19 protein-coding genes are annotated in these 16,964 nt (G+C 72.1%); 12 read left to right on the plus strand and 7 right to left on the minus strand.

Translation table 11 applies throughout. The features are described 5' to 3' along the window. Positions 1-210: 210 nt before the first annotated feature. Both OG446_RS17795 and OG446_RS17800 read right to left on the minus strand, forming a co-directional pair. A complete protein-coding gene (locus OG446_RS17795) occupies positions 211-414 on the minus strand; it encodes a cold-shock protein (protein WP_319684733.1) in 204 nt (67 codons plus the stop codon). Positions 415-749: 335 nt separating this feature from the next. Further along, positions 750-1,088, minus strand: coding sequence for a MerR family transcriptional regulator (locus OG446_RS17800; protein ID WP_328894983.1), 339 nt, complete (start codon positions 1,086-1,088; stop codon positions 750-752). Positions 1,089-1,713: 625 nt separating this feature from the next. On the opposite strand from OG446_RS17800, the gene OG446_RS17805 reads away from it, so the two are divergent. The 5 genes from OG446_RS17805 (at position 1,714) to OG446_RS17825 (ending at position 5,543) form a co-directional block, all read left to right on the plus strand. After that, positions 1,714-2,163: a hypothetical protein gene (locus OG446_RS17805; protein ID WP_328894984.1), complete on the plus strand. Its 450-nt coding sequence runs from the start codon at positions 1,714-1,716 to the stop codon at positions 2,161-2,163. A gap of 1 nt (position 2,164) precedes the next feature. Further along, the gene (locus OG446_RS17810) at positions 2,165-2,725 is read left to right on the plus strand and encodes a toxin (protein ID WP_328894985.1); all 561 of its coding nucleotides are present in this window, start codon (positions 2,165-2,167) and stop codon (positions 2,723-2,725) included. Between the two features lie 63 nt (positions 2,726-2,788). Then, positions 2,789-4,054 (plus strand): MAB_1171c family putative transporter, encoded by a 1,266-nt coding sequence (locus OG446_RS17815; protein WP_328894986.1) that lies wholly within the window; start codon positions 2,789-2,791, stop codon positions 4,052-4,054. Continuing rightward, the gene (locus tag OG446_RS17820) at positions 4,051-4,644 is read left to right on the plus strand and encodes a hypothetical protein (protein WP_328894987.1); all 594 of its coding nucleotides are present in this window, start codon (positions 4,051-4,053) and stop codon (positions 4,642-4,644) included. The genes OG446_RS17815 and OG446_RS17820 overlap by 4 nt, the downstream gene beginning before the upstream one ends. 50 nt (positions 4,645-4,694) lie before the next feature. Further along, positions 4,695-5,543: a GNAT family N-acetyltransferase gene (locus OG446_RS17825; protein WP_328894988.1), complete on the plus strand. Its 849-nt coding sequence runs from the start codon at positions 4,695-4,697 to the stop codon at positions 5,541-5,543. A gap of 19 nt (positions 5,544-5,562) precedes the next feature. Here OG446_RS17825 and OG446_RS17830 read toward each other — a convergent pair whose 3' ends face one another. Beyond that, positions 5,563-7,281, minus strand: a complete 1,719-nt coding sequence (locus tag OG446_RS17830; RefSeq protein WP_328894989.1) for a SpoIIE family protein phosphatase — start codon at positions 7,279-7,281, stop codon at positions 5,563-5,565. 99 nt (positions 7,282-7,380) lie between these two features. Further along, the gene (locus tag OG446_RS17835) at positions 7,381-8,847 is read right to left on the minus strand and encodes an MFS transporter (protein WP_328894990.1); all 1,467 of its coding nucleotides are present in this window, start codon (positions 8,845-8,847) and stop codon (positions 7,381-7,383) included. 69 nt (positions 8,848-8,916) lie between these two features. Here OG446_RS17835 and OG446_RS17840 point away from each other — a divergent pair, with 69 nt between their 5' ends. Continuing rightward, positions 8,917-9,564: a TetR/AcrR family transcriptional regulator gene (locus tag OG446_RS17840; RefSeq protein ID WP_328894991.1), complete on the plus strand. Its 648-nt coding sequence runs from the start codon at positions 8,917-8,919 to the stop codon at positions 9,562-9,564. 81 nt (positions 9,565-9,645) lie between these two features. On the opposite strand, the gene OG446_RS17845 is transcribed toward OG446_RS17840, so the two are convergent. Beyond that, positions 9,646-10,353, minus strand: coding sequence for an alpha/beta hydrolase (locus OG446_RS17845; RefSeq protein WP_328894992.1), 708 nt, complete (start codon positions 10,351-10,353; stop codon positions 9,646-9,648). Between the two features lie 111 nt (positions 10,354-10,464). On the opposite strand from OG446_RS17845, the gene OG446_RS17850 reads away from it, so the two are divergent. The 5 genes from OG446_RS17850 to OG446_RS17870 all read left to right on the plus strand — a co-directional run bounded on the left by OG446_RS17850 (position 10,465) and on the right by OG446_RS17870 (position 15,002). Then, positions 10,465-10,950 carry a peroxiredoxin gene (locus OG446_RS17850; protein ID WP_328894993.1) on the plus strand — a complete coding sequence of 162 codons (486 nt, stop codon included), beginning with the start codon at positions 10,465-10,467 and terminating at the stop codon, positions 10,948-10,950. A gap of 106 nt (positions 10,951-11,056) precedes the next feature. Next, positions 11,057-11,566 carry a hypothetical protein gene (locus OG446_RS17855; protein ID WP_328894994.1) on the plus strand — a complete coding sequence of 170 codons (510 nt, stop codon included), beginning with the start codon at positions 11,057-11,059 and terminating at the stop codon, positions 11,564-11,566. Between the two features lie 78 nt (positions 11,567-11,644). After that, positions 11,645-13,084: a flotillin family protein gene (locus tag OG446_RS17860; RefSeq protein WP_328894995.1), complete on the plus strand. Its 1,440-nt coding sequence runs from the start codon at positions 11,645-11,647 to the stop codon at positions 13,082-13,084. A 176-nt stretch (positions 13,085-13,260) separates the two neighbouring features. Then, a complete protein-coding gene (locus OG446_RS17865; protein WP_326737269.1) occupies positions 13,261-13,731 on the plus strand; it encodes a cation:proton antiporter regulatory subunit in 471 nt (156 codons plus the stop codon). A 2-nt stretch (positions 13,732-13,733) separates the two neighbouring features. Then, a complete protein-coding gene (locus tag OG446_RS17870) occupies positions 13,734-15,002 on the plus strand; it encodes a cation:proton antiporter (RefSeq protein ID WP_328894996.1) in 1,269 nt (422 codons plus the stop codon). Here the strand turns inward: OG446_RS17870 and OG446_RS17875 are convergent. Both OG446_RS17875 and OG446_RS17880 read right to left on the minus strand, forming a co-directional pair. Further along, positions 14,999-15,601, minus strand: coding sequence for a MarR family winged helix-turn-helix transcriptional regulator (locus OG446_RS17875; RefSeq protein WP_328894997.1), 603 nt, complete (start codon positions 15,599-15,601; stop codon positions 14,999-15,001). The genes OG446_RS17870 and OG446_RS17875 overlap by 4 nt on opposite strands. Positions 15,602-15,665: 64 nt before the next feature. After that, complete coding sequence (locus OG446_RS17880) at positions 15,666-16,313, minus strand: class I SAM-dependent methyltransferase (protein ID WP_328894998.1); 648 nt, start codon at positions 16,311-16,313, stop codon at positions 15,666-15,668. A 129-nt stretch (positions 16,314-16,442) separates the two neighbouring features. Here OG446_RS17880 and OG446_RS17885 point away from each other — a divergent pair, with 129 nt between their 5' ends. Further along, complete coding sequence (locus OG446_RS17885; RefSeq protein ID WP_328894999.1) at positions 16,443-16,958, plus strand: nitroreductase family deazaflavin-dependent oxidoreductase; 516 nt, start codon at positions 16,443-16,445, stop codon at positions 16,956-16,958. The last annotated feature ends 6 nt before the right edge of the window (positions 16,959-16,964 follow it).

Raw genomic sequence — 16,964 nt, forward strand, 5'->3', positions numbered from 1 at the left:
GGACCAGTGGTCCGGGAGCCATGGCGGATCGTCCGCCGCACGGTGAAGAGTGTGGGTCCTGTGCGCTTCCCCGGCGGCTCGTGGCGATGGTGCCGACACGGCGTGCACGGGGGGCGGACCCGGGAAAAGCAACGAGCTGGGGCCCGCACCCAAGGTGCGGGCCCCAGCTGTGGATGCTCACTCAGCGCGTAAGCGCCGGTGTCATCGGATTCACGCGGGGACGATGTTCTCCGCCTGCGGGCCCTTCTGGCCCTGCGTGACGTCGAAGTTCACCTTCTGGCCCTCCTGCAGCTCGCGAAAGCCGCTGGCGGCGATGTTCGAGTAGTGGGCGAAGACGTCAGCGCCGCCACCATCCTGCTCGATGAAGCCGAAGCCCTTTTCCGCGTTGAACCACTTGACGGTGCCAGTAGCCATGTTTTATCTCCTTCTGGGGCAGAGCCCGGGGACTGGCACTGTGCCAATCCCGCGTCGCCGCGATGATTACCCCATCCGGATAATGAACCGGAAAATACAAAAGCGCACCCACCGGCCCATTTAGCCGAGGAGAGCACTTGGAGTCTTTGGGAACCACAACTGCAACTGAGATCCACAGTAGCACAATGAATGCGAGTGGGCGCGGCAAGTAATTTCGCTCCGCCCGGCGCGTCATAAACCTTCACCGGACATTGCGCAAAATTCTGTCCTTGCGGCTATAGATATTCGTCGCTCCGTGCTACGGCCCGCCGACCCGGTGCCCGGGGGCGGCACGGTCAGGCGGTGTCGCGGCCCGGCGTGGGGCGGCGCAGCTCCTCGTTCAGCCGGAGCGCCTCTTCGAGCTGGTCCTCCAGGATCACGATGCGGCACGCCGCCTCGACCGGCGTCCCGCCGTCGACGAGCTCGCGGGCGCGGGCCGCGATGCGCAGCTGATAGCGGGAGTAGCGCCGGTGGCCGCCCTCCGACCGCAGGGGGGTGATCAGCCGCGCCTCACCGATCGCGCGGAGGAATCCGGGCGTGGCGCCGATCATCTCGGCGGCGCGCCCCATGGTGTAGGCGGGGTAGTCGTCGTCATCGAGACGGTCAGTGGCATGCGGAGGGGTTTCGGGGGGCATGTGCACCTGCCGCGTATCGCCGACTTCGTTGACCGAACGAGAAACTCTCATTGTGCGAGCCATCGTGTCTAGCATAGCCGCGGTAGATTTCCCGGGCCGTACGGGGGAAATAGTCTGGTCCGGACCGGCCCCGGCTCTGGCCGACCCGGCCTGGAGCCCGCCGGCCGGGCGCGCCCGCGCCACTGCGGCGGCGCCTCCTGGACGAGGACGGGCGGGGTTCACCAAGACGGCTGACCGACCGGTCAGTTGATGACTGCCTGACCAGGGGCCATAATGCAGACGTAGCCCTTCACGCATCCCCCGTCGTGAAGGGCTACACCCATGTGCGCGCCGCGCCGGCCCGTGCGTGCCGGGGTTCGCGCAGGAGATTTCATGGGCAAGGGACTCCCCTCGTGGTCCCCTGCCCATGTTTTTTCGAGTTAACAGTGACGCAAAGTGTTTGCGCAAGCCCGCTCCGGACACCGGAGCAAGATGCTCCACTTCATCCCTTTCCGGTGTGCCACCAAGGATCCCGGGCCGTGGACGCCGCGTCGGGGTTCGTTACAGTACGAGCCCGTTGACCGAATCGAGCACCGCGCGGAGCCGGACCAGACGCCCGTGCGGCGGATGTGAACGTGGGGGCCGGATGGACAGCGGCGAAGAACGCGCGCCGGAGCTGCGAACGCTGCGGCAGAAGGTCGAGTACATGGTCGAGAAGACCTTCCCCGGCCGCAAGATCTCGGGGCGGGTCTTCGCCGACCTGGTCAAGGAGCGCGGCGGGTCCCTCTCCCACAGCTACTTCTCCAACATCCTGGCCGGCAAGGTCACCCAGCCGTCCGAGGACATCCTCAAGGCGCTCGGCATCGGATTCGGCGTGGACTGGCGCTTCTTCAAGGAGGAGTCCGAGGTCGTCGACGACGTCGTCGCGGGGCTGCAGTTCCTGGCGAAGCGGCGTACCGGCGAGATCAGCGGGCTGGCCGGACGCGGGCTGGACGAGGACGGACTGCCTCCCGAGCTCCTCCAGTTCGCGCTCGCCCTGCTGAGGGACGCACAGGACCGGCCGCCACCGGCCGACGGCGGACCGCGGGGTCAGTGAGGTGTCCATGCGCGAACTGCGGAAGGAGTGCGAAGCCGGGCTGGCCGGACTCCCGCTGCCCTCCCCCTTCACGGTCGAGGGGCTGGTGGCCAACATGGAGGCGGCCCGCGGCCGCACCATCGTGCTGCACGAGATGCCCGACCGGCTCGCCCGCGTCAACGCGGCCTGCGGGCTGCGGCTGAAGGCCGGCGGGACCAGCGTCGTGCTCTACCGCCGGCGCCCCACCGCGTACCAGACCCAGCACGTCATCCTGCACGAGCTGTGCCACGAGTGGTTCGACCACGGCACCTCGCTGGACGCGGAGCAGCTGCGGCGGCTGCTGCCCGTCTTCGACACCTCCCTGATCGCCCGGGTCGTCGGCCCGGACGCGCTGCACAGCCCGGACGCCGTGCAGGCCCGCGCCCAGTACGACACCCATGACGAACGCATGGCCGAATTGGGTGCCTCGCTCATCCCCCGCATGGCGAGGGACGTGACGAGCGATGACATGGTGGGGCGGCTCGCCAACTCGCTCTCGCGTCCGGTCGCCCACCGCCGCCGTGGCCTGTTCCGCCGTACGTAGCACCGCGTTTCCGTACGTAGCACCGCGTTTCCGCCCGTTCCCCCCACCACGAGGACTTCTGCCGTGACTCCGCTCGACGTCGCCGGCTATCTGATAGCCGGCCTGATGACAGCCGTCGCCGTGTGGCGCATGCCGGCCGCCCTGTGGGGCGACGAGGAGGACCGGCGCCGCCGGGCCCTGTGGGGCTGTTACGCCGGATTCGCCGCCGCCCTGTGGACCAAGACCCGGGCCGTGCGCATCGGACTCAACGACAGCCCGGTCACCGACCTCTCGGTACTGATCAAGCACTACACGGCGACGGTCGCGATTCTGGCCATTCTCAGCTACATCGTCGCGATCTACGGCCAGTACGCCGACGCCGGGGCCGTCCCGCGCCACGTACGGTTCGCGCGGATGATCCAGCAGGTCGCGGCGAAGGCCTCCGTCGCCACGCTCGTCCTGCTGACGGTGCTGTTCTTCACCGTCGTCGACCGGTCCGAGCCGTCGGACCGCTTCGTCGCCGACCACGCGGGGCAGTGGGGGGCGACGCTCTACATGAGCGTGTTCTACCTCTACCTCGGTGCCGCCTCCGCCGTCTGCGCCTACCAGTGGGCGCTCGCCACCGCCGGCGCCGAACGGCGCCATCTGCGGGTGGGCCTGGGGATGATGACCTTCGCCATGTTCATCGGCGTCGGCTACACGGTCAGCCGGACGCTGTTCCTCTGGGTCAGCGTCGTCGACCCGCCCGGCGAGGCCTTCGCGCTGCGCTTCGACGAGATCACCGAGGCCTCGCAGGTGGTCCTGTTCGCCTTCTTCGCGATCGGCGCCTCCATCCCCGCGTGCCGCAACGTCAGCCGCCGGGCGACGCTCTGGCGCGCCCAGGTGAAGCTGCACGCCCTCTGGTACGAGCTGATGACGGCCTTCCCCGACCAGCCCTTCGACCCCCCGGCCCCGCTGCTGCGCGAGCTGACCCGCTTCGGCACCCCGGCCGACCTGCGCGTCGACCGGTGGGCCGCGGACATCGCCGACGCGGTGGAGAAGCTGCGCCACTACGTGCCCGACGCGCTGCTGCCGGCCGCCGAGGCCGCCGCCGCGGACGGCGGTGCCGGGCGGGAGCGGACCGGGCCGCTGGCCGACGCCTACTGGATCAAGGCCGCGCTCGCGGCCCGGAGCGCCGGGACAACGGCGGGCGACGCGGCCGCCGTCGGCACCCAGCACGCCACCGACCAGGACGGCGAGGTCGCCTGGCTGGTCCGGGTGGCGGCGGCGTACCGCACGGTCACGCCGGAGCGGGCCCGGCAGGTCCTCACAGCGTCCACAGCGGTCCAGGAGCAGGAGCAGCAGGCATGAGCACGAGCACCACCCACGAGACGGGCACGTCCACCGCGCGCACCGTGACCGACGTCTTCCAGCCCCGCAACGTCCTGCTGGCCGGCATGCTCGCCATCGGACTGGCGGCGGCGGGCCACTGGACGGGGCTGCTGTGGGGGTTCCTCGGCGCCCTGTGCGCCGGGCTTGTCCCGGCCGGCTACATCGAGTGGGAGCGCGGGCGCGGCACCTGGGGCGACCGCCATGTCGTGGACCGGACCAAGCGGGCCCCGATCTTCCTCGTCATCCTCGGCTCCATCGGCACCGGTTCGGCGGTCATGGTGCTGGGCGGCGCCCCCTCGGGCATCCTGACCGCGATGCTCGGGCTCTGGGTGATGACCGTCGTCCTGCTGGCCGTCAACACGGTGTGGAAGATCTCGGTGGACGCCTCGGTCGCCTCGGCCGCGGTCGCGCTGCTCGCCGCGGTGCACTCTCCGTGGTGGCTGTTCGGGTACCTGATGACGGCGGCCGTCTGCTGGTCGCGGGTGGCGCTCGGCTACCACACGGTGGGCCAGGTGACGGCCGGGACGGCGCTGGGCGCGGCGACGGCGGGCGCGTTCCTGTTCGGGTGAGCGGGCCCGGCGTCATTGAACGGACCGCGCGCGGGGGCCATGGTGGTGCCGTGCCGACATTCGAGATCACCACAGCAAGCGCGGACGACATCAGGATGATGGCGGACTGGGCCCATGCCGAGGGCTGGAACCCCGGGCTGACCGACGGTCAGGCGTTCTTCGCCGCCGATCCGTGCGGCTTCCTGATCGGCCGCCTCGACGGGGTGCCCGCCTCCTGTGTCTCCGTCGTCCGTTACGGCTCCGGCTTCGGCTTCCTGGGCTTCTATCTGACCCGCCCGGAACTGCGCGGCCGGGGATACGGGAGCCGGATCTGGGCCACCGGGACGGCCCGGCTGGCGGGGCGGAACACCGGCCTCGACGGAGTGGTCGCACAGCAGCCCAACTACCGGAAGTCCGGTTTCAGTCCGGTCTGGACGAACCTGCGGTACGAAGGGCTCGTCCCGCTCGACGTCGCAGCGCCGCCCGGCGTCACGCTGGCGGACGCCCGGACCCTGCCCTTCGGCCAGGTCACCGCGTACGACCGCCGGTTCTTCCCCGCGGAGCGCGACGGCTTCCTCGCGGCCTGGACGACCACGCCCGGGCGCACCGCGCTGGTCGCGCTGTCCGAGGGCGAGGTCCAGGGGCTCGCCGTGCTGCGCGCCTGCCGTACGTCCTCGCGCATCGGCCCGCTGTACGCGGCGACGCCCGAGATCGCCCGTGCCCTGGTGAGCGCGCTCGCGGCCACCGATCCGTCCGCGCCCGTCGCCGTGGACGTACCCGACGTGAATCCGGCGGCGGTGCGGCTGGCCGAAGAGCTGGGGCTCACCCCGTCGTTCGAGACGGCCCGCATGTACACCGGCCCGGCGCCGGACGTCGATCACAGCGGGCTGTTCGGCATCACCAGCCTCGAACTGGGGTGAGCACGGGCGGGCGAGGGCCTCAGTCCGTCACACCGTCGCCGCCCTGGACCCACCGGGACCGTGAGGCCATCACCGCGATGTCGTCCTCGGCGCCCGGGCCGAACCGTTCGAGCACCGCGTCCAGAAGCTCCTCCAGGTCGCCGCTCGCCGGCAGGCGCAGTTCGCCGAGCCTGCCGACGGACACATCGATGTCCTCGCCGCGCCGCTCCACCAGTCCGTCGGTGTACATGAACAGCACGGTTCCCGGTCCGCACTCCACCCTCGTCGTCCGGTAGCCGCCGAAGCCGGTGCCCAGCGGCGGGCCCGCCGGCACGTCGGCCAGCCAGGTCCCGCCCGGCCCCGGATCGATGAGGACGGGCGGCAGATGGCCGGCGCTCGACAGCTCGCAGAGCCCGCCGGCCCGGTCGACCACGGCCAGCAGACAGGTCGCCGCCCGGTCGAGCCCGGACCGTTCGACCATCCGGTCGAGCTGCTCCAGGATGCGGTGCGGCGGCAGTTCCTCATCGGCCAGGAGCCGCAGCAGCGAGCGGTAGTGGCTCATCGCGACGGCCGCCTCGACGCCGTGCCCCATCACATCGCCCATCGCCTTGAGGTGGCGGCCGTCCGGCAGCGGGATGACGTCGAACCAGTCGCCACCGACCAGCACGCTCCGGTCGGCCGGCAGGTAGCGGGTGGCGATCTCGATGTGCGGATGCGGCGGGCGCGGCTCGGAGAGCAGGGAGCGCTGGAGCTCCAGCGCGATGGTGTGCTCATGGGTGAAGCGGCGCGCGTGGTCGAGGTCGACGGCGACCCGGCCGGCGAGCTCCCGGGCGATCACCACGTCCTCGTCCGTGAAGACGGGCGAGTCGCCGGCGCGTACCAGGCCGAGGATGCCGATCGGCTCGCTGCGCACGGCGACCGGCACGATGACGGCGGAGTGCATGCCGAGGGCCCGGTAGGCGGCGACCCGTTCGGGCGAGGGCGCGGAGCGGCCGAGCTGCTCGTCGTCGGTGAGGTTCTCGACGACGGGCTGGTTGGCGGCCAGGCAGCGCGGTACGGCCGCGGTCTCCTGGTAGTCGACGTAGTCGCCGGGCCCGCCGAACGGGGCCACCCGTTCGCGCAGCCACGGCACCGCCGTGACTGCGGCCCGCCGCAGCCGGACCACCCCCGGTGGTGCGGGGCGCACCGGCGGGGCGACGTCCCGGGGGAAGACCTCGACGGTGGCGTAGTCGGCGAGCCCCGGGACGACGAGGTCGACGAGTTCGGCGCAGGTGGTGTCCATGTCGAGGGTGGTGCCGATCCGGGTGCTCGCGGCGTCCAGGAGATTCAGGTGGCGCTGCGCCTGGGCGAGCAGCCGCTGGTCCTCGTCGGATGCCATGACCTCCAGGACGATCCCGGCGATGCCCACGACCCGGCCGGACACCTCCAGCCGGTGGTAGGCCCCGTGCCAGTAGCGCGTGGCGGTGCCGGACGCGGCGGGGGTCCGGCCGCTGGAGGTGATCTCGCGCGCCCGGCCGTCGGCGAGGACCGCGCGCATCAGGTCCTCGCGCGCGTCGACCTCGGGAAGCACCTCGGAGACCGTACGGCCCAGATGGGCGACGGCCGGGACGCCGTTGAGCCGTTCGAGGGCCGGGTTCACGTAGAGGTAGCGCAGCCGGGTGTCGAGGACGCCCACCCCGGCCGTGGTGCCGTCGATGAGGGCCGCGAGCGCCACGATGTCGAGCGGCGACGGGATGTCGGCGTGCGCATCGACCGGCAAGGCAACCTCCTGGGGCAGGGCGCGGGCCGCCCGACTGCCCGGCCCTTCATCGTCGGACGGCCGCACCCCCGCCGCATCCGCAGACCGCCCGCCCCACCGTCAGTGCAAGGGCATCGCGCCCCCGGTCTCCGGCTTCCCCGGGGGCACCAGCGCCGCGGACACCACCGCGCAGCCGCCCGCCGCCACCGCGCACACGAGGAACGCGTCCGCGAAGCCGCCCGCCGCGCCCGCCGCGCCGCCGATTCCCGCGGCGGCCACCGTGGACACGACCGCGACACCGATCGACCCGCCCACCTCGTGGAAGGTGTTGACCACGCCGGACGCGAGCCCGGCCTCCTCGTGCGCGACCATGCCCAGGGCCGTCGTGGTGGCGGTGACGAACACCGCCCCGAGCCCGAACGCGGCCACCGCGAGACCCGGCAGCAGCACCCCGTACACGCTGCTGTCCCCGTCGATCCGGGTGAGCGGGACGCAGGCGGCGGTGGCGATCAGCATCCCGCCGACCGCGGTGGCCCGGCTCCCCGCCGACGTGACGAGCCGCGAGCCCAGGTGCGCGCCCGCGCCGACGGCGACCGCCACCGGCAGGAAGACGAGGCCGGTCCGCATGGCCCCGAAGCCGCGGCCGTGCTGGAGGTAGACGGAGCCGAGGAAGAAGAAGGCGATCAGCAGTCCGGTGGCGATCAGCATCAGGAACGCCCCGGCGAGCACCGGGCGACGGGTGAACATGCGCAGGTCCATGAGCGGCTCCCGGACCATCCGTTCGATCGCCGCGAACCCCGCGTACAGCACCACGGCGGCGGCGAGCGGCAGCAGGGTGGCTGGAGCGCCCCAGCCACCGTCCCCGGCCTTGACCAGTCCGTAGATCAGCGCACCGGTTCCGGCAGTGACGAGCACCGCCCCGGGCACATCGAGCCGGGCCGTGCCGGCCGAGGGTCGCGGTGCGCGCGGCGGGACGAAGACGGGGAGGGCGGCCAGCAGGACCAGCCCGACGGGCACGTTGACGTAGAAGACCCAGCTCCACCCGGGCCCGGCGGCCAGGGCGCCGCCCACCAGTACCCCGATGGCCGATCCGGTACCGCCGATCGCGGCCCACACCCCGAGCGCCCTGCTGCGGGCGGGGCCGTGGAACGACGTGGTGACGAGCGAGAGCGCCGCCGGTGACAGCAGGGCGGCGCCCGCGCCCTGCGCGATCCGGCCGCCGATCAGCACCGGGGCGCTGCCGGCGAGCCCGGAGACCAGCGAGGCGGCGGTGAAGACGGCGAGGCCCGCCATCAGGGTACGGCGGGCGCCCAGGACGTCGGCGAGACGTCCGCCGAGCAGCATCAGGCCACCGAAGCAGAGGGTGTACGCGGTGACGACCCAGGTCAGCGCGGCGCGGTCGAGGTGCAGGTCGGCGGCCATGCCGGGCAGCGCGACGTTCACCACGGTGACGTCGAGCACCAGCATGAACTGGGCTGCGCAGATGAGCGCGAGCACCGTCCCGGGCCTGCGGACGGCGGCCGGGTAGTGCCCGTGCGGGGGGCTGTCGCCGTGTGCGGCGCTCTTCGAGGCAGTGTCATGTGTCATGAACTGAACTGTACGGCTCAGTTCAGTTGAACTCAACTGTTCAGTTCAGGTCGCTGTTAGCATCGCCTGATGGACATCAAGCCCCGCCCCGCAGGACCCCGCGCCGAGGCCAAGCGGCAGGCCATCGTGAAGGCGGCCCGCGAGGCGTTCCTCCGGGACGGGTTCGGCGTCGGCATGGACACCATCGCCGCCGGGGCGGGCGTCTCGAAGGTGACCGTCTACAACCACTTCGGCAGCAAGGAAGCGCTGTTCACCGCGGTCATCGCGGGCGCGCTCGACGAACCGCTCGGCGGCGCGTCCGCGACGGCGCTCGCCGCCCTCGCGGACGCCCCCGACCTGCGGGCCGCGTTCGTCGAAGCGGCCCGCACCTGGGTGGCGTCCGTGCGCGGCAACGCGGATGTGATCGCCCTGCGCAATCTGGTGGCCACCGAACTGCACCGCTTCCCGGAGATCGCGCAGGCCTGGCAGGGCCACGGGCCCGAGGGCCACCACCCCGCCGTCGCCGAAGCCCTGCGCGAACTGGCGGGCCGCGGCCGGCTGGTCGTCCCCGACCTGGAGACGGCGATCATCCAGCTGTACGCACTGCTGGTCTTCCCGCACCTGGTCTTCGGCTCGTACGGCACGACGATCGACGACGCCGCCACCGACCGGCTGATCACCCACGGCGTGGACATGTTCCTGGGCTATTACGCCCCGCCCGTGCCGCCCGACGCGTAGGACCCGGGTGTGGTCCCGGACGTGTGCCGGAACGACCGGATGAACACGCTCGGCCCCCTGTAGCCGCACGCCGGGGACTGTCTACCGCGGCCCGCCGGGGCGGAGCACCCGGTCCAGGTCCACCGTCCCCTCGTCGGCCGTGGCCCCCGGAGGCAGTCGCAACGCCTCGGCGACGGGGCCGGGCAGCGGCGTACGGTCCAGCAGCCCGGCGACCAGAGCGGCCGTCAGGCGGTGCCAGGCTCCGGCGCGCCGGAGCATCGCGTGGTCCCCGCCCGGCACGGTGACCAGACAGGTCCGGGCGCCGCCCTTCCTGGCCCGTTCGGTGAGCGCGCGGGACTCCGCCGGCTTCGTGACCCGGTCGTCCGTGCCGTGCACCAGGACGACGTCCCGTCCGGCGAGCTGGGCGGTCCGGTCGCCCGGCGGGCACCACGGGGCGAGGCCGACCACGCCCCGTACCAGCGGATGCCCGGCGGCGGCCAGCGCGGCCCGGCCGCCCATCGAGTGCCCGAGCAGCACGACCGGGACCTCGCCCGCCGTACTCCGCAGCACGTCCAGGGCGCGCACGGCGTCGTGCAGCGGATCCGACCGGTCCCCGTTCCACCCCCGGTGCCGGTACCGGACCGCCCGCACCAGCACCTCGCCGGGCAGCGCGCCCCGCAGGACGCGCGCGAACGGCCGCATCCGCACCGCGGGCAGGTTGAACGGGCCGGGCGGCGGCACCCCGAGACCGGTCTCCCGGCCGCCGTGCAGCAGGAGTACCGCGGCCGCCGGCGGGCGTGGTTGCGTCATGCGTACCTCCGGGTGCGGTGATCGGATCCGTACCGAGCATGCTGTACGGGCACGGGCAGCACCCGCACGCAGCGCCGCTCCCCCAATTGCCGGACCCGCAAAGGACATCACATGGGATCCTCACCCCAGATCGGCCAGCAGATCCAGGACTTCACGCTCCCGGGAGGCGTCCTGGACGGGGACTCCTTCGGACGCCGCGACTACACGCTCTCCGCCGCACGTGGCCGCGCCCTCGTCCTCGCCTTCTACCCCGGCGACAACACGGCCGTGTGCACCAAGCAGCTCTGCTCGTACTCCTCGGGCATGGAGACCTTCGAAGGGCTCGACGCGGAGGTCTGGGGGATCAGCCCGCAGGACGTGGACAGCCACGAGTCGTTCGCCCGCGCCCACCGGCTGCGGATGCCGCTCCTTGCGGACACCGGCCGCACGACGGCCCGGACGTTCGGAGTGGCGGCGCCCGGGATCGGGGTGCGGCGCGCGGTGTTCCTGATCGACGCCGAGGGGGTGCTCCGCTGGAAGCACGTGGCACTGCTCGGTGCCACCTTCCAGTCGCTGGACACCCTGTCCGCGCGTTTGTCCGGCATGGGTAACAGCTAGAACACTGCCGGGACACGGCAGTGTCGGCGGTCGGGGATGTATGGGACCATCCAGCCAGTTCGACGGAAATCTTCGGGGGATTCCGGCAGCCGGGAGGGGTGACCGCGTGAACGTGTTTCTTGGTCTCGGAATCGCGGGAATCGCGCTTCTCGCCCTGTCACTGATCTTCGACGGGATCCTCGAAGGACTCTTCGGGGGCCTGCTGGAAGGCCTCTTCAGCGGGCTGGTCTCCCTTCCGGTGATCGCCGGATTCCTCTCGATGCTCGGTTTCGGCGGCGCCATCGTGCTCGGTACGACCGGTGCCGGCACGATCGCCGCCACCGCCGCCGGGGCGCTCGCCGGTCTGGTCGCGGCCTGGCTGACCTGGAAGTTCAGCCGGGCCCTGATGCGGGATCAGACCGATGCCACCCCGCGGGAGGCGGACCTCGTCGGCACGTCGGGGTCCGTGGTCACGGCCATTCCGGCCGACGGCTACGGGGAGGTGCTGGTGCAGCTCGGGGGCCAGCCCGTGAAGCTCTCGGCGAAGAGTCCGGTACCGGTCGCGCGCGGCGCCGAGATCTGGGTCGAGGCCACGCTCTCGACCACCTCGGTCTCGGTCCGTCCCGTCGAACGCTGAGCCGGCCCACCGGCCCGCACGCCACCGCTCGCCACGCAACTGCCGCCCCCCTGTCGGGAGGCAGAGGGGGACATCCTTATGAGTCCAGTCCTGATCGCCATCGTCGGAGTCGTCGTACTCCTGTTCCTGCTCGCCCTCGCCGTCATCACGCGCTACAAGGTCGCGGGACCCAGCCAGGCCTTCATCATCACCGGACGCCGCGGCAAGAAGTCCGTGGACCCGGTGACCGGACGGTCCAGCATCGACAACAGCGGCCAGAAGGTCGTCGTCGGCGGCGGCGTCTTCGTCGTCCCGTTCGTCCAGCAGAAGTTCACCCTGGACCTGTCCAGCCGGCACATCCCCGTCGCCGTGCGCGGGGCCGTCACCCTGCGCGGGGTCAAGTCCCACCTCGAAGGCGTCGCCATCGTCAAGGTCGGCGGCAGCGAGGATGCCATCCGGGCCGCCGCCCAGCGCTTCCTCCAGCAGCAGGACGGCATCGTCGGCTTCACCCAGGAAGTGCTCTCCGGTGCGCTGCGCGCCATCGTGGGCCGGATGTCGGTCGAGGACATCATCCGCGACCGGGCCGCGTTCGCCGGCCAGGTGGCGGAGGAGGCCGAGGCCAGCCTGTCCGGTCAGGGCCTGATCCTGGACGCCTTCCAGATCCAGGACATCACCACCGAGGGCTCGTACCTGGAGGACCTCGGCCGCCCCGAGGCCGCCCGCGCCAAGCAGGAGGCGGACATCGCGGAGGCGATCGCCCGTCGCGCCTCGGAGCAGGCCCGGCTGAAGGCCGCCGAGGAGATCGCCATCGCCGAGCGGACGTTCTACCTGAAGCAGGCCGAGATCAAGGCCGAGACGGAGGCCGCCGCGGCGATGGCCGCCGCAGCGGGTCCGCTCGCCGAGGCCGCCCGTCAGCAGGAAGTCCTCACCGAGCAGGAGAAGGTGGCCCAGCGTCAGGCCGCCCTGACCGACCGCGAGCTCGACACCAGGGTCCGCAAGCCCGCGGACGCCGCGCGCTACCAGGCCGAGCAGGAGGCGGAGGCCCGCCGCATCGCCCAGGTCAAGGAGGCCGAGGCGGACGCCGAGCGCTCCAGGCTGACCGGTCAGGGCGAGAAGCTGCACCGCTCGGCGCTCGCCGACGCCGTACGCATCGAGGGCGAGGCCGAGGCCGCCGCCATCGCCGCCCGGGGTTCGGCCGAGGCCGAGGCCATGCAGAAGAAGGCCGACGCCTTCGCACAGTACGGCGACGCGGCCGTCCTCCAGATGCTCGTCGAGGTGCTCCCGCAGGTCGTCGCCAAGGCCTCCGAGCCACTGAGCGCCATCGACAAGCTGACCGTGATCTCGACCGACGGCGCGAGCCAGCTGTCGCGCACGGTCACGGACAACGTCGCCCAGGGCATGGAGCTCCTCAGCTCCACCACGGGCGTCGACCTCGCCGCGCTGCTGAAGAACCTCAAGGGCGCGGGCCCGAAGGCGGAGGTCCCGGCCCAGCAGGACACCGCGGCCGAACCGAACGGCAAGATCGAGATCAGCGGCTGACGCCCCGCCTCGACCACCGCGTGCCCGGCCGGTTGCGCACCGGCCGGGCACGCGTGCGTTCGGGCGGTTACGGAACCGGCCACGAAGGCGGCGGCACCCTCCGGATATGGTCATGGGCAACTAAAGAGATCACCAAGAACGCCACAGACGCACATCGTGCTCCTCGGGAGGAAGCCATGGGAACCCACCGCACCACACTGCCCGGAGTCGGTGTGCAGTACGACTACACCACCGAGTCCGGCCAGCACATCTCCGTCGTCGTCCACCACGACGGGCGCCGGTTCATCGGCTTCTACGACCAGGACGACCCCGATTCCTGCAAACTCTCCGTACCCCTGACTCCACAGGAGGCGACCGGCCTCGCCCACCTCATCGACGCGGCGCCGATCGACGCCGTGCGGACCGAGGGCATCGACCTGGTCACCGAGCACATCCCGCTCGGGACGCGCTCCCCGTACGGCGGCCGGCTGCTCGGGGACACCCGGGCGCGGACCCGGACCGGGGCCTCCATCGTGGCGGTGCTGCGGACCCACAGCGCGCATCCGTCACCCGGGCCGGACTTCCGGCTCGCCATCGGGGACACGCTCGTCGCCGTCGGTACGAGGGAGGGCGTCGACACGCTCTCCGAGATCATTGCGGAGGGCTGACCGTGCACGACACGACCGCACTGCTGGTGGAGCTCGGCTCCGTCATCCTGGGACTCGGCATCATCGGCCGGTTCGCCGGCCGCGTAGGACTCTCGCCCATCCCGCTGTACCTGCTGGCCGGGCTCGCCTTCGGCGAGGGCGGGCTGCTGCCCCTCGGGGCGAGCGAGGAGTTCACCGCCGTGGGCGCCGAGATCGGCGTCATCCTGCTGCTGCTCCTGCTGGGCCTCGAATACAGCGCCTCCGAACTCGTCACCAGTCTGAAGACCCAGTACCCCTCCGGCGCCGTGGACTTCGTCCTCAACGCGACCCCCGGCGCCGTCGCGGCGCTGCTGCTCGGCTGGGGACCGGTGGGGGCCGTGGCCCTGGCCGGGGTCACCTGGATCTCCTCGTCCGGGGTGATCGCCAAGGTCCTCGCGGACCTGGGCCGGCTCGGCAACCGGGAGACGCCCGTCATCCTCGGGGTGCTGGTCATCGAGGACCTGTCGATGGCCGTCTACCTGCCGCTGCTCACCGCGATGCTCGCCGGCGTCGGCTTCGCCGGAGGCAGCATCGCGCTGCTCGTCGCGCTCGGCACCGTCGGCTTCGTGCTCTACCTGGCGCTGCGCCACGGGCGGCTGATCAGCCGGGCGGTGTCCTCCGACAACCCGGAGATGCTGCTGCTCGTCGTGCTCGGCCTGACCGTGCTGGTCGCCGGTGTGGCCCAGCAGCTGCAGGTCTCGGCGGCCGTCGGGGCGTTCCTCGTCGGCATCGCGCTCTCCGGTGAGGTCGCGGAGGGCGCGCGCAAGCTGCTGACCCCGCTGCGGGACCTCTTCGCCGCCGTGTTCTTCGTGTTCTTCGGGCTCTCCACCGATCCTGCGGAGATTCCGCCGGTGCTGCTGCCGGCCGCGCTGCTGGCCGTCGTCACCGTCTTCACCAAGATCGCCACCGGCTGGTACGCGGCCCGGCGGGCCGGCATCGGATCGCGCGGGCGCTGGCGGGCGGGCGGCACGCTCGTGGCCCGTGGCGAGTTCTCCATCGTCATCGCCGGACTGGCCGTGGCCACCGAGCCCCGGATCGGGCCGATCGCCACCGCGTACGTCCTCATCCTCGTCATCGTGGGCCCGCTCACCGCGCGCTGGACCCAGCCGGCGGTCGAGCAGATCCGGAAATGGCGCGGCAAGGACGACGGTACGGCCGGCAGGACCGGAACAGGCCCCGCCGCAAGGGTGCCCGCCGCGAAGGAGGAGCCGAAGACCGAGCCGGAGCTGGCCGCGTCCGCGGACACTCCTTAAGCGGTCTGCTCGGGGGGCTCCTCAGAGGTCTCCCGAGGGGGCTCCTCAAGGGTCTCCCCGGGGGCGGGGAGGTCGGGTGCCCAGCCCAGGGGGTAGGCATCCGCGCCGCCCCCGGGCACGGCCGGTTCGCCGCCCGCCGCGGTGAACGCCGTCAGCGCCTCGATCAGCGCGGTGCGCTGCTCCGGCGCGAGGCGTTCGACGATGGCGGCGACCTCGCGGCGGCGGGCGGAGGTGACGTCCTCCACCAGCCGGAAGCCCCCGGAGGTCACCCGCAGTGAGGTCTCCCGGCGGTTGGCCGGGTTGACCTGCCGTTCCGCCAGACCGGCGGCGATCAGCCGGTCCACCATGCGCATCGCGGTCGACGGGTTCACCCCCAGGCGTTCGGCGAGCGAGACCAGCTTGGCGTCCCCGTGCGTGGCGAGCACCACGAGCAGCCGGAACTGGGGCAGCGTCACCCGGTCCTCGACCGTCGCCAGTGAGCGGGCGGCCACCGCCACCAGCAGCCGCGACGCCGTGAGCACCGCGCGCGTCACCGCGTCGACATCGTCCCGGCCCGGGGCGGACGGTCGTTCCTCAGAGGACTGTTCGTGCGCGGCCATGCTTCTTTGTACCGTGCGCGACGGCCGTACTCGAATCCTGTGCCACCCGTGACCAGCGCGCCCGTCAGCCCTTCCGGGCCAGCAGGTAGACCTCCTGGAACTGCCGCCGGTCGGCCGGCTGCGGCTCGCGCACCATCCGGGCCGTCTCGGCCAGCCCGGCCGTGCGCAGCGACGCGGCGAGGTGATCGGGCCACCACCGGTAGGCCGGCGCGACCGCGTGGTCGAAGACCTGCGTCGGGCGCGCGGCGCCCTCACTGGCGGAGAAACCGATCAACAGGTGGCCGCCGGGGGCCAGGACCCGGTGGAATTCCGCCAGGATGCCGGGCAGTTCCTTCGGAGGTGTGTGGATGACGGACCACCGGGAGAGAACGCCGCCCAGCACGCCGTCGGCGATGTCGAGCGCGGCCATGGAGCCGATGTCGAACCGCAGGTCCGGATGGGCGTGCCGCGCCGCTTCGATCATCGCGGAGGACGCGTCGACTCCGAACACGGAAAGGCCCAGGGCGTCCAGATGGGCGGTGACATGACCGGGTCCGCATCCCAGGTCCGCGACCTGCCCGTCCCCGTTCGCGCGTACGTGCTCGGCGAAGGCGCCCAGCATCGCGCGGTCCAGCGGCCGGTCGCGCAACTCGTCGCCGAACAGCTCGGCGTAGGTGCGGGCGGCGGCGTCGTAGGCCTCGCGGGTCGTCGTGAGGGCATCGTGTTCGACCATGGCCGCGACACTAGGGCGTTCCCGGTCACTCCGCGGGCGCATCGAGTTCGAAACGGTGTCGAACCGTCACCGAATCCTTGACGCAGGACCATGACACCCACCTTTGGACTGTGCAACGTTTGCACAGTGATGCCTGAACCCGCACCTGAGCCCGGACCGCAGCGTCCGCCCCTGCCGACCGGACTGCGGCGCGCCGCGGCCCGGCTGCCCGTCCATATGTTCCGTGCGGGGCTAGGACCGTTGTTCCGCGGCCGTCTGCTGCTCCTCGTGCACACCGGTCGCACCTCGGGCCTTCCCCGGCGGACGGTGATCGAGGTCGTCGAGTCCAGGTCGGCGGACGGCCGGCGGAGCTGGACGGTGGCTTCCGGCTTCGGCCCGGGCGCCGACTGGTACCGCAATCTGCTCCGTACGCCGCATGCCACGGTCCAGGTCGGGCGCGGGTTCCACGCCGTGACGGCGCACTTCCTGCCGGACGAGGAGGGCGGCGAGCTGATGGCACGGTACGCGCCCCGCCACCCCCGGACCGCCCGCCGGCTCTCCGCGTTCATGGGGTTCACGGTCGACGGCGGTACGGAGGACTACCGGCGGGTCGGCGCGTCGATCCCGTTCGTCCGGCTGGTGGAGAGCCCCGGGCCCGGTCGCTGAGCCCGG

The sequence above is a fragment of the Streptomyces sp. NBC_00236 genome (assembly GCF_036195045.1).
GTDB lineage: Bacteria > Actinomycetota > Actinomycetes > Streptomycetales > Streptomycetaceae > Streptomyces.

Coding starts and splice junctions, on each gene's coding strand:
- OG446_RS17795 (WP_319684733.1), bottom strand. CDS start 414: ATGGCTACTGGCACCGTCAAGTGGTTCAACGCGGAAAAGGGCTTCGGC.
- OG446_RS17800 (WP_328894983.1), bottom strand. CDS start 1,088: ATGCCCCCCGAAACCCCTCCGCATGCCACTGACCGTCTCGATGACGAC.
- OG446_RS17805 (WP_328894984.1), top strand. CDS start 1,714: ATGGACAGCGGCGAAGAACGCGCGCCGGAGCTGCGAACGCTGCGGCAG.
- OG446_RS17820 (WP_328894987.1), top strand. CDS start 4,051: ATGAGCACGAGCACCACCCACGAGACGGGCACGTCCACCGCGCGCACC.
- OG446_RS17835 (WP_328894990.1), bottom strand. CDS start 8,847: ATGACACATGACACTGCCTCGAAGAGCGCCGCACACGGCGACAGCCCC.
- OG446_RS17840 (WP_328894991.1), top strand. CDS start 8,917: ATGGACATCAAGCCCCGCCCCGCAGGACCCCGCGCCGAGGCCAAGCGG.
- OG446_RS17845 (WP_328894992.1), bottom strand. CDS start 10,353: ATGACGCAACCACGCCCGCCGGCGGCCGCGGTACTCCTGCTGCACGGC.
- OG446_RS17850 (WP_328894993.1), top strand. CDS start 10,465: ATGGGATCCTCACCCCAGATCGGCCAGCAGATCCAGGACTTCACGCTC.
- OG446_RS17860 (WP_328894995.1), top strand. CDS start 11,645: ATGAGTCCAGTCCTGATCGCCATCGTCGGAGTCGTCGTACTCCTGTTC.
- OG446_RS17865 (WP_326737269.1), top strand. CDS start 13,261: ATGGGAACCCACCGCACCACACTGCCCGGAGTCGGTGTGCAGTACGAC.
- OG446_RS17875 (WP_328894997.1), bottom strand. CDS start 15,601: ATGGCCGCGCACGAACAGTCCTCTGAGGAACGACCGTCCGCCCCGGGC.
- OG446_RS17880 (WP_328894998.1), bottom strand. CDS start 16,313: ATGGTCGAACACGATGCCCTCACGACGACCCGCGAGGCCTACGACGCC.
- OG446_RS17885 (WP_328894999.1), top strand. CDS start 16,443: ATGCCTGAACCCGCACCTGAGCCCGGACCGCAGCGTCCGCCCCTGCCG.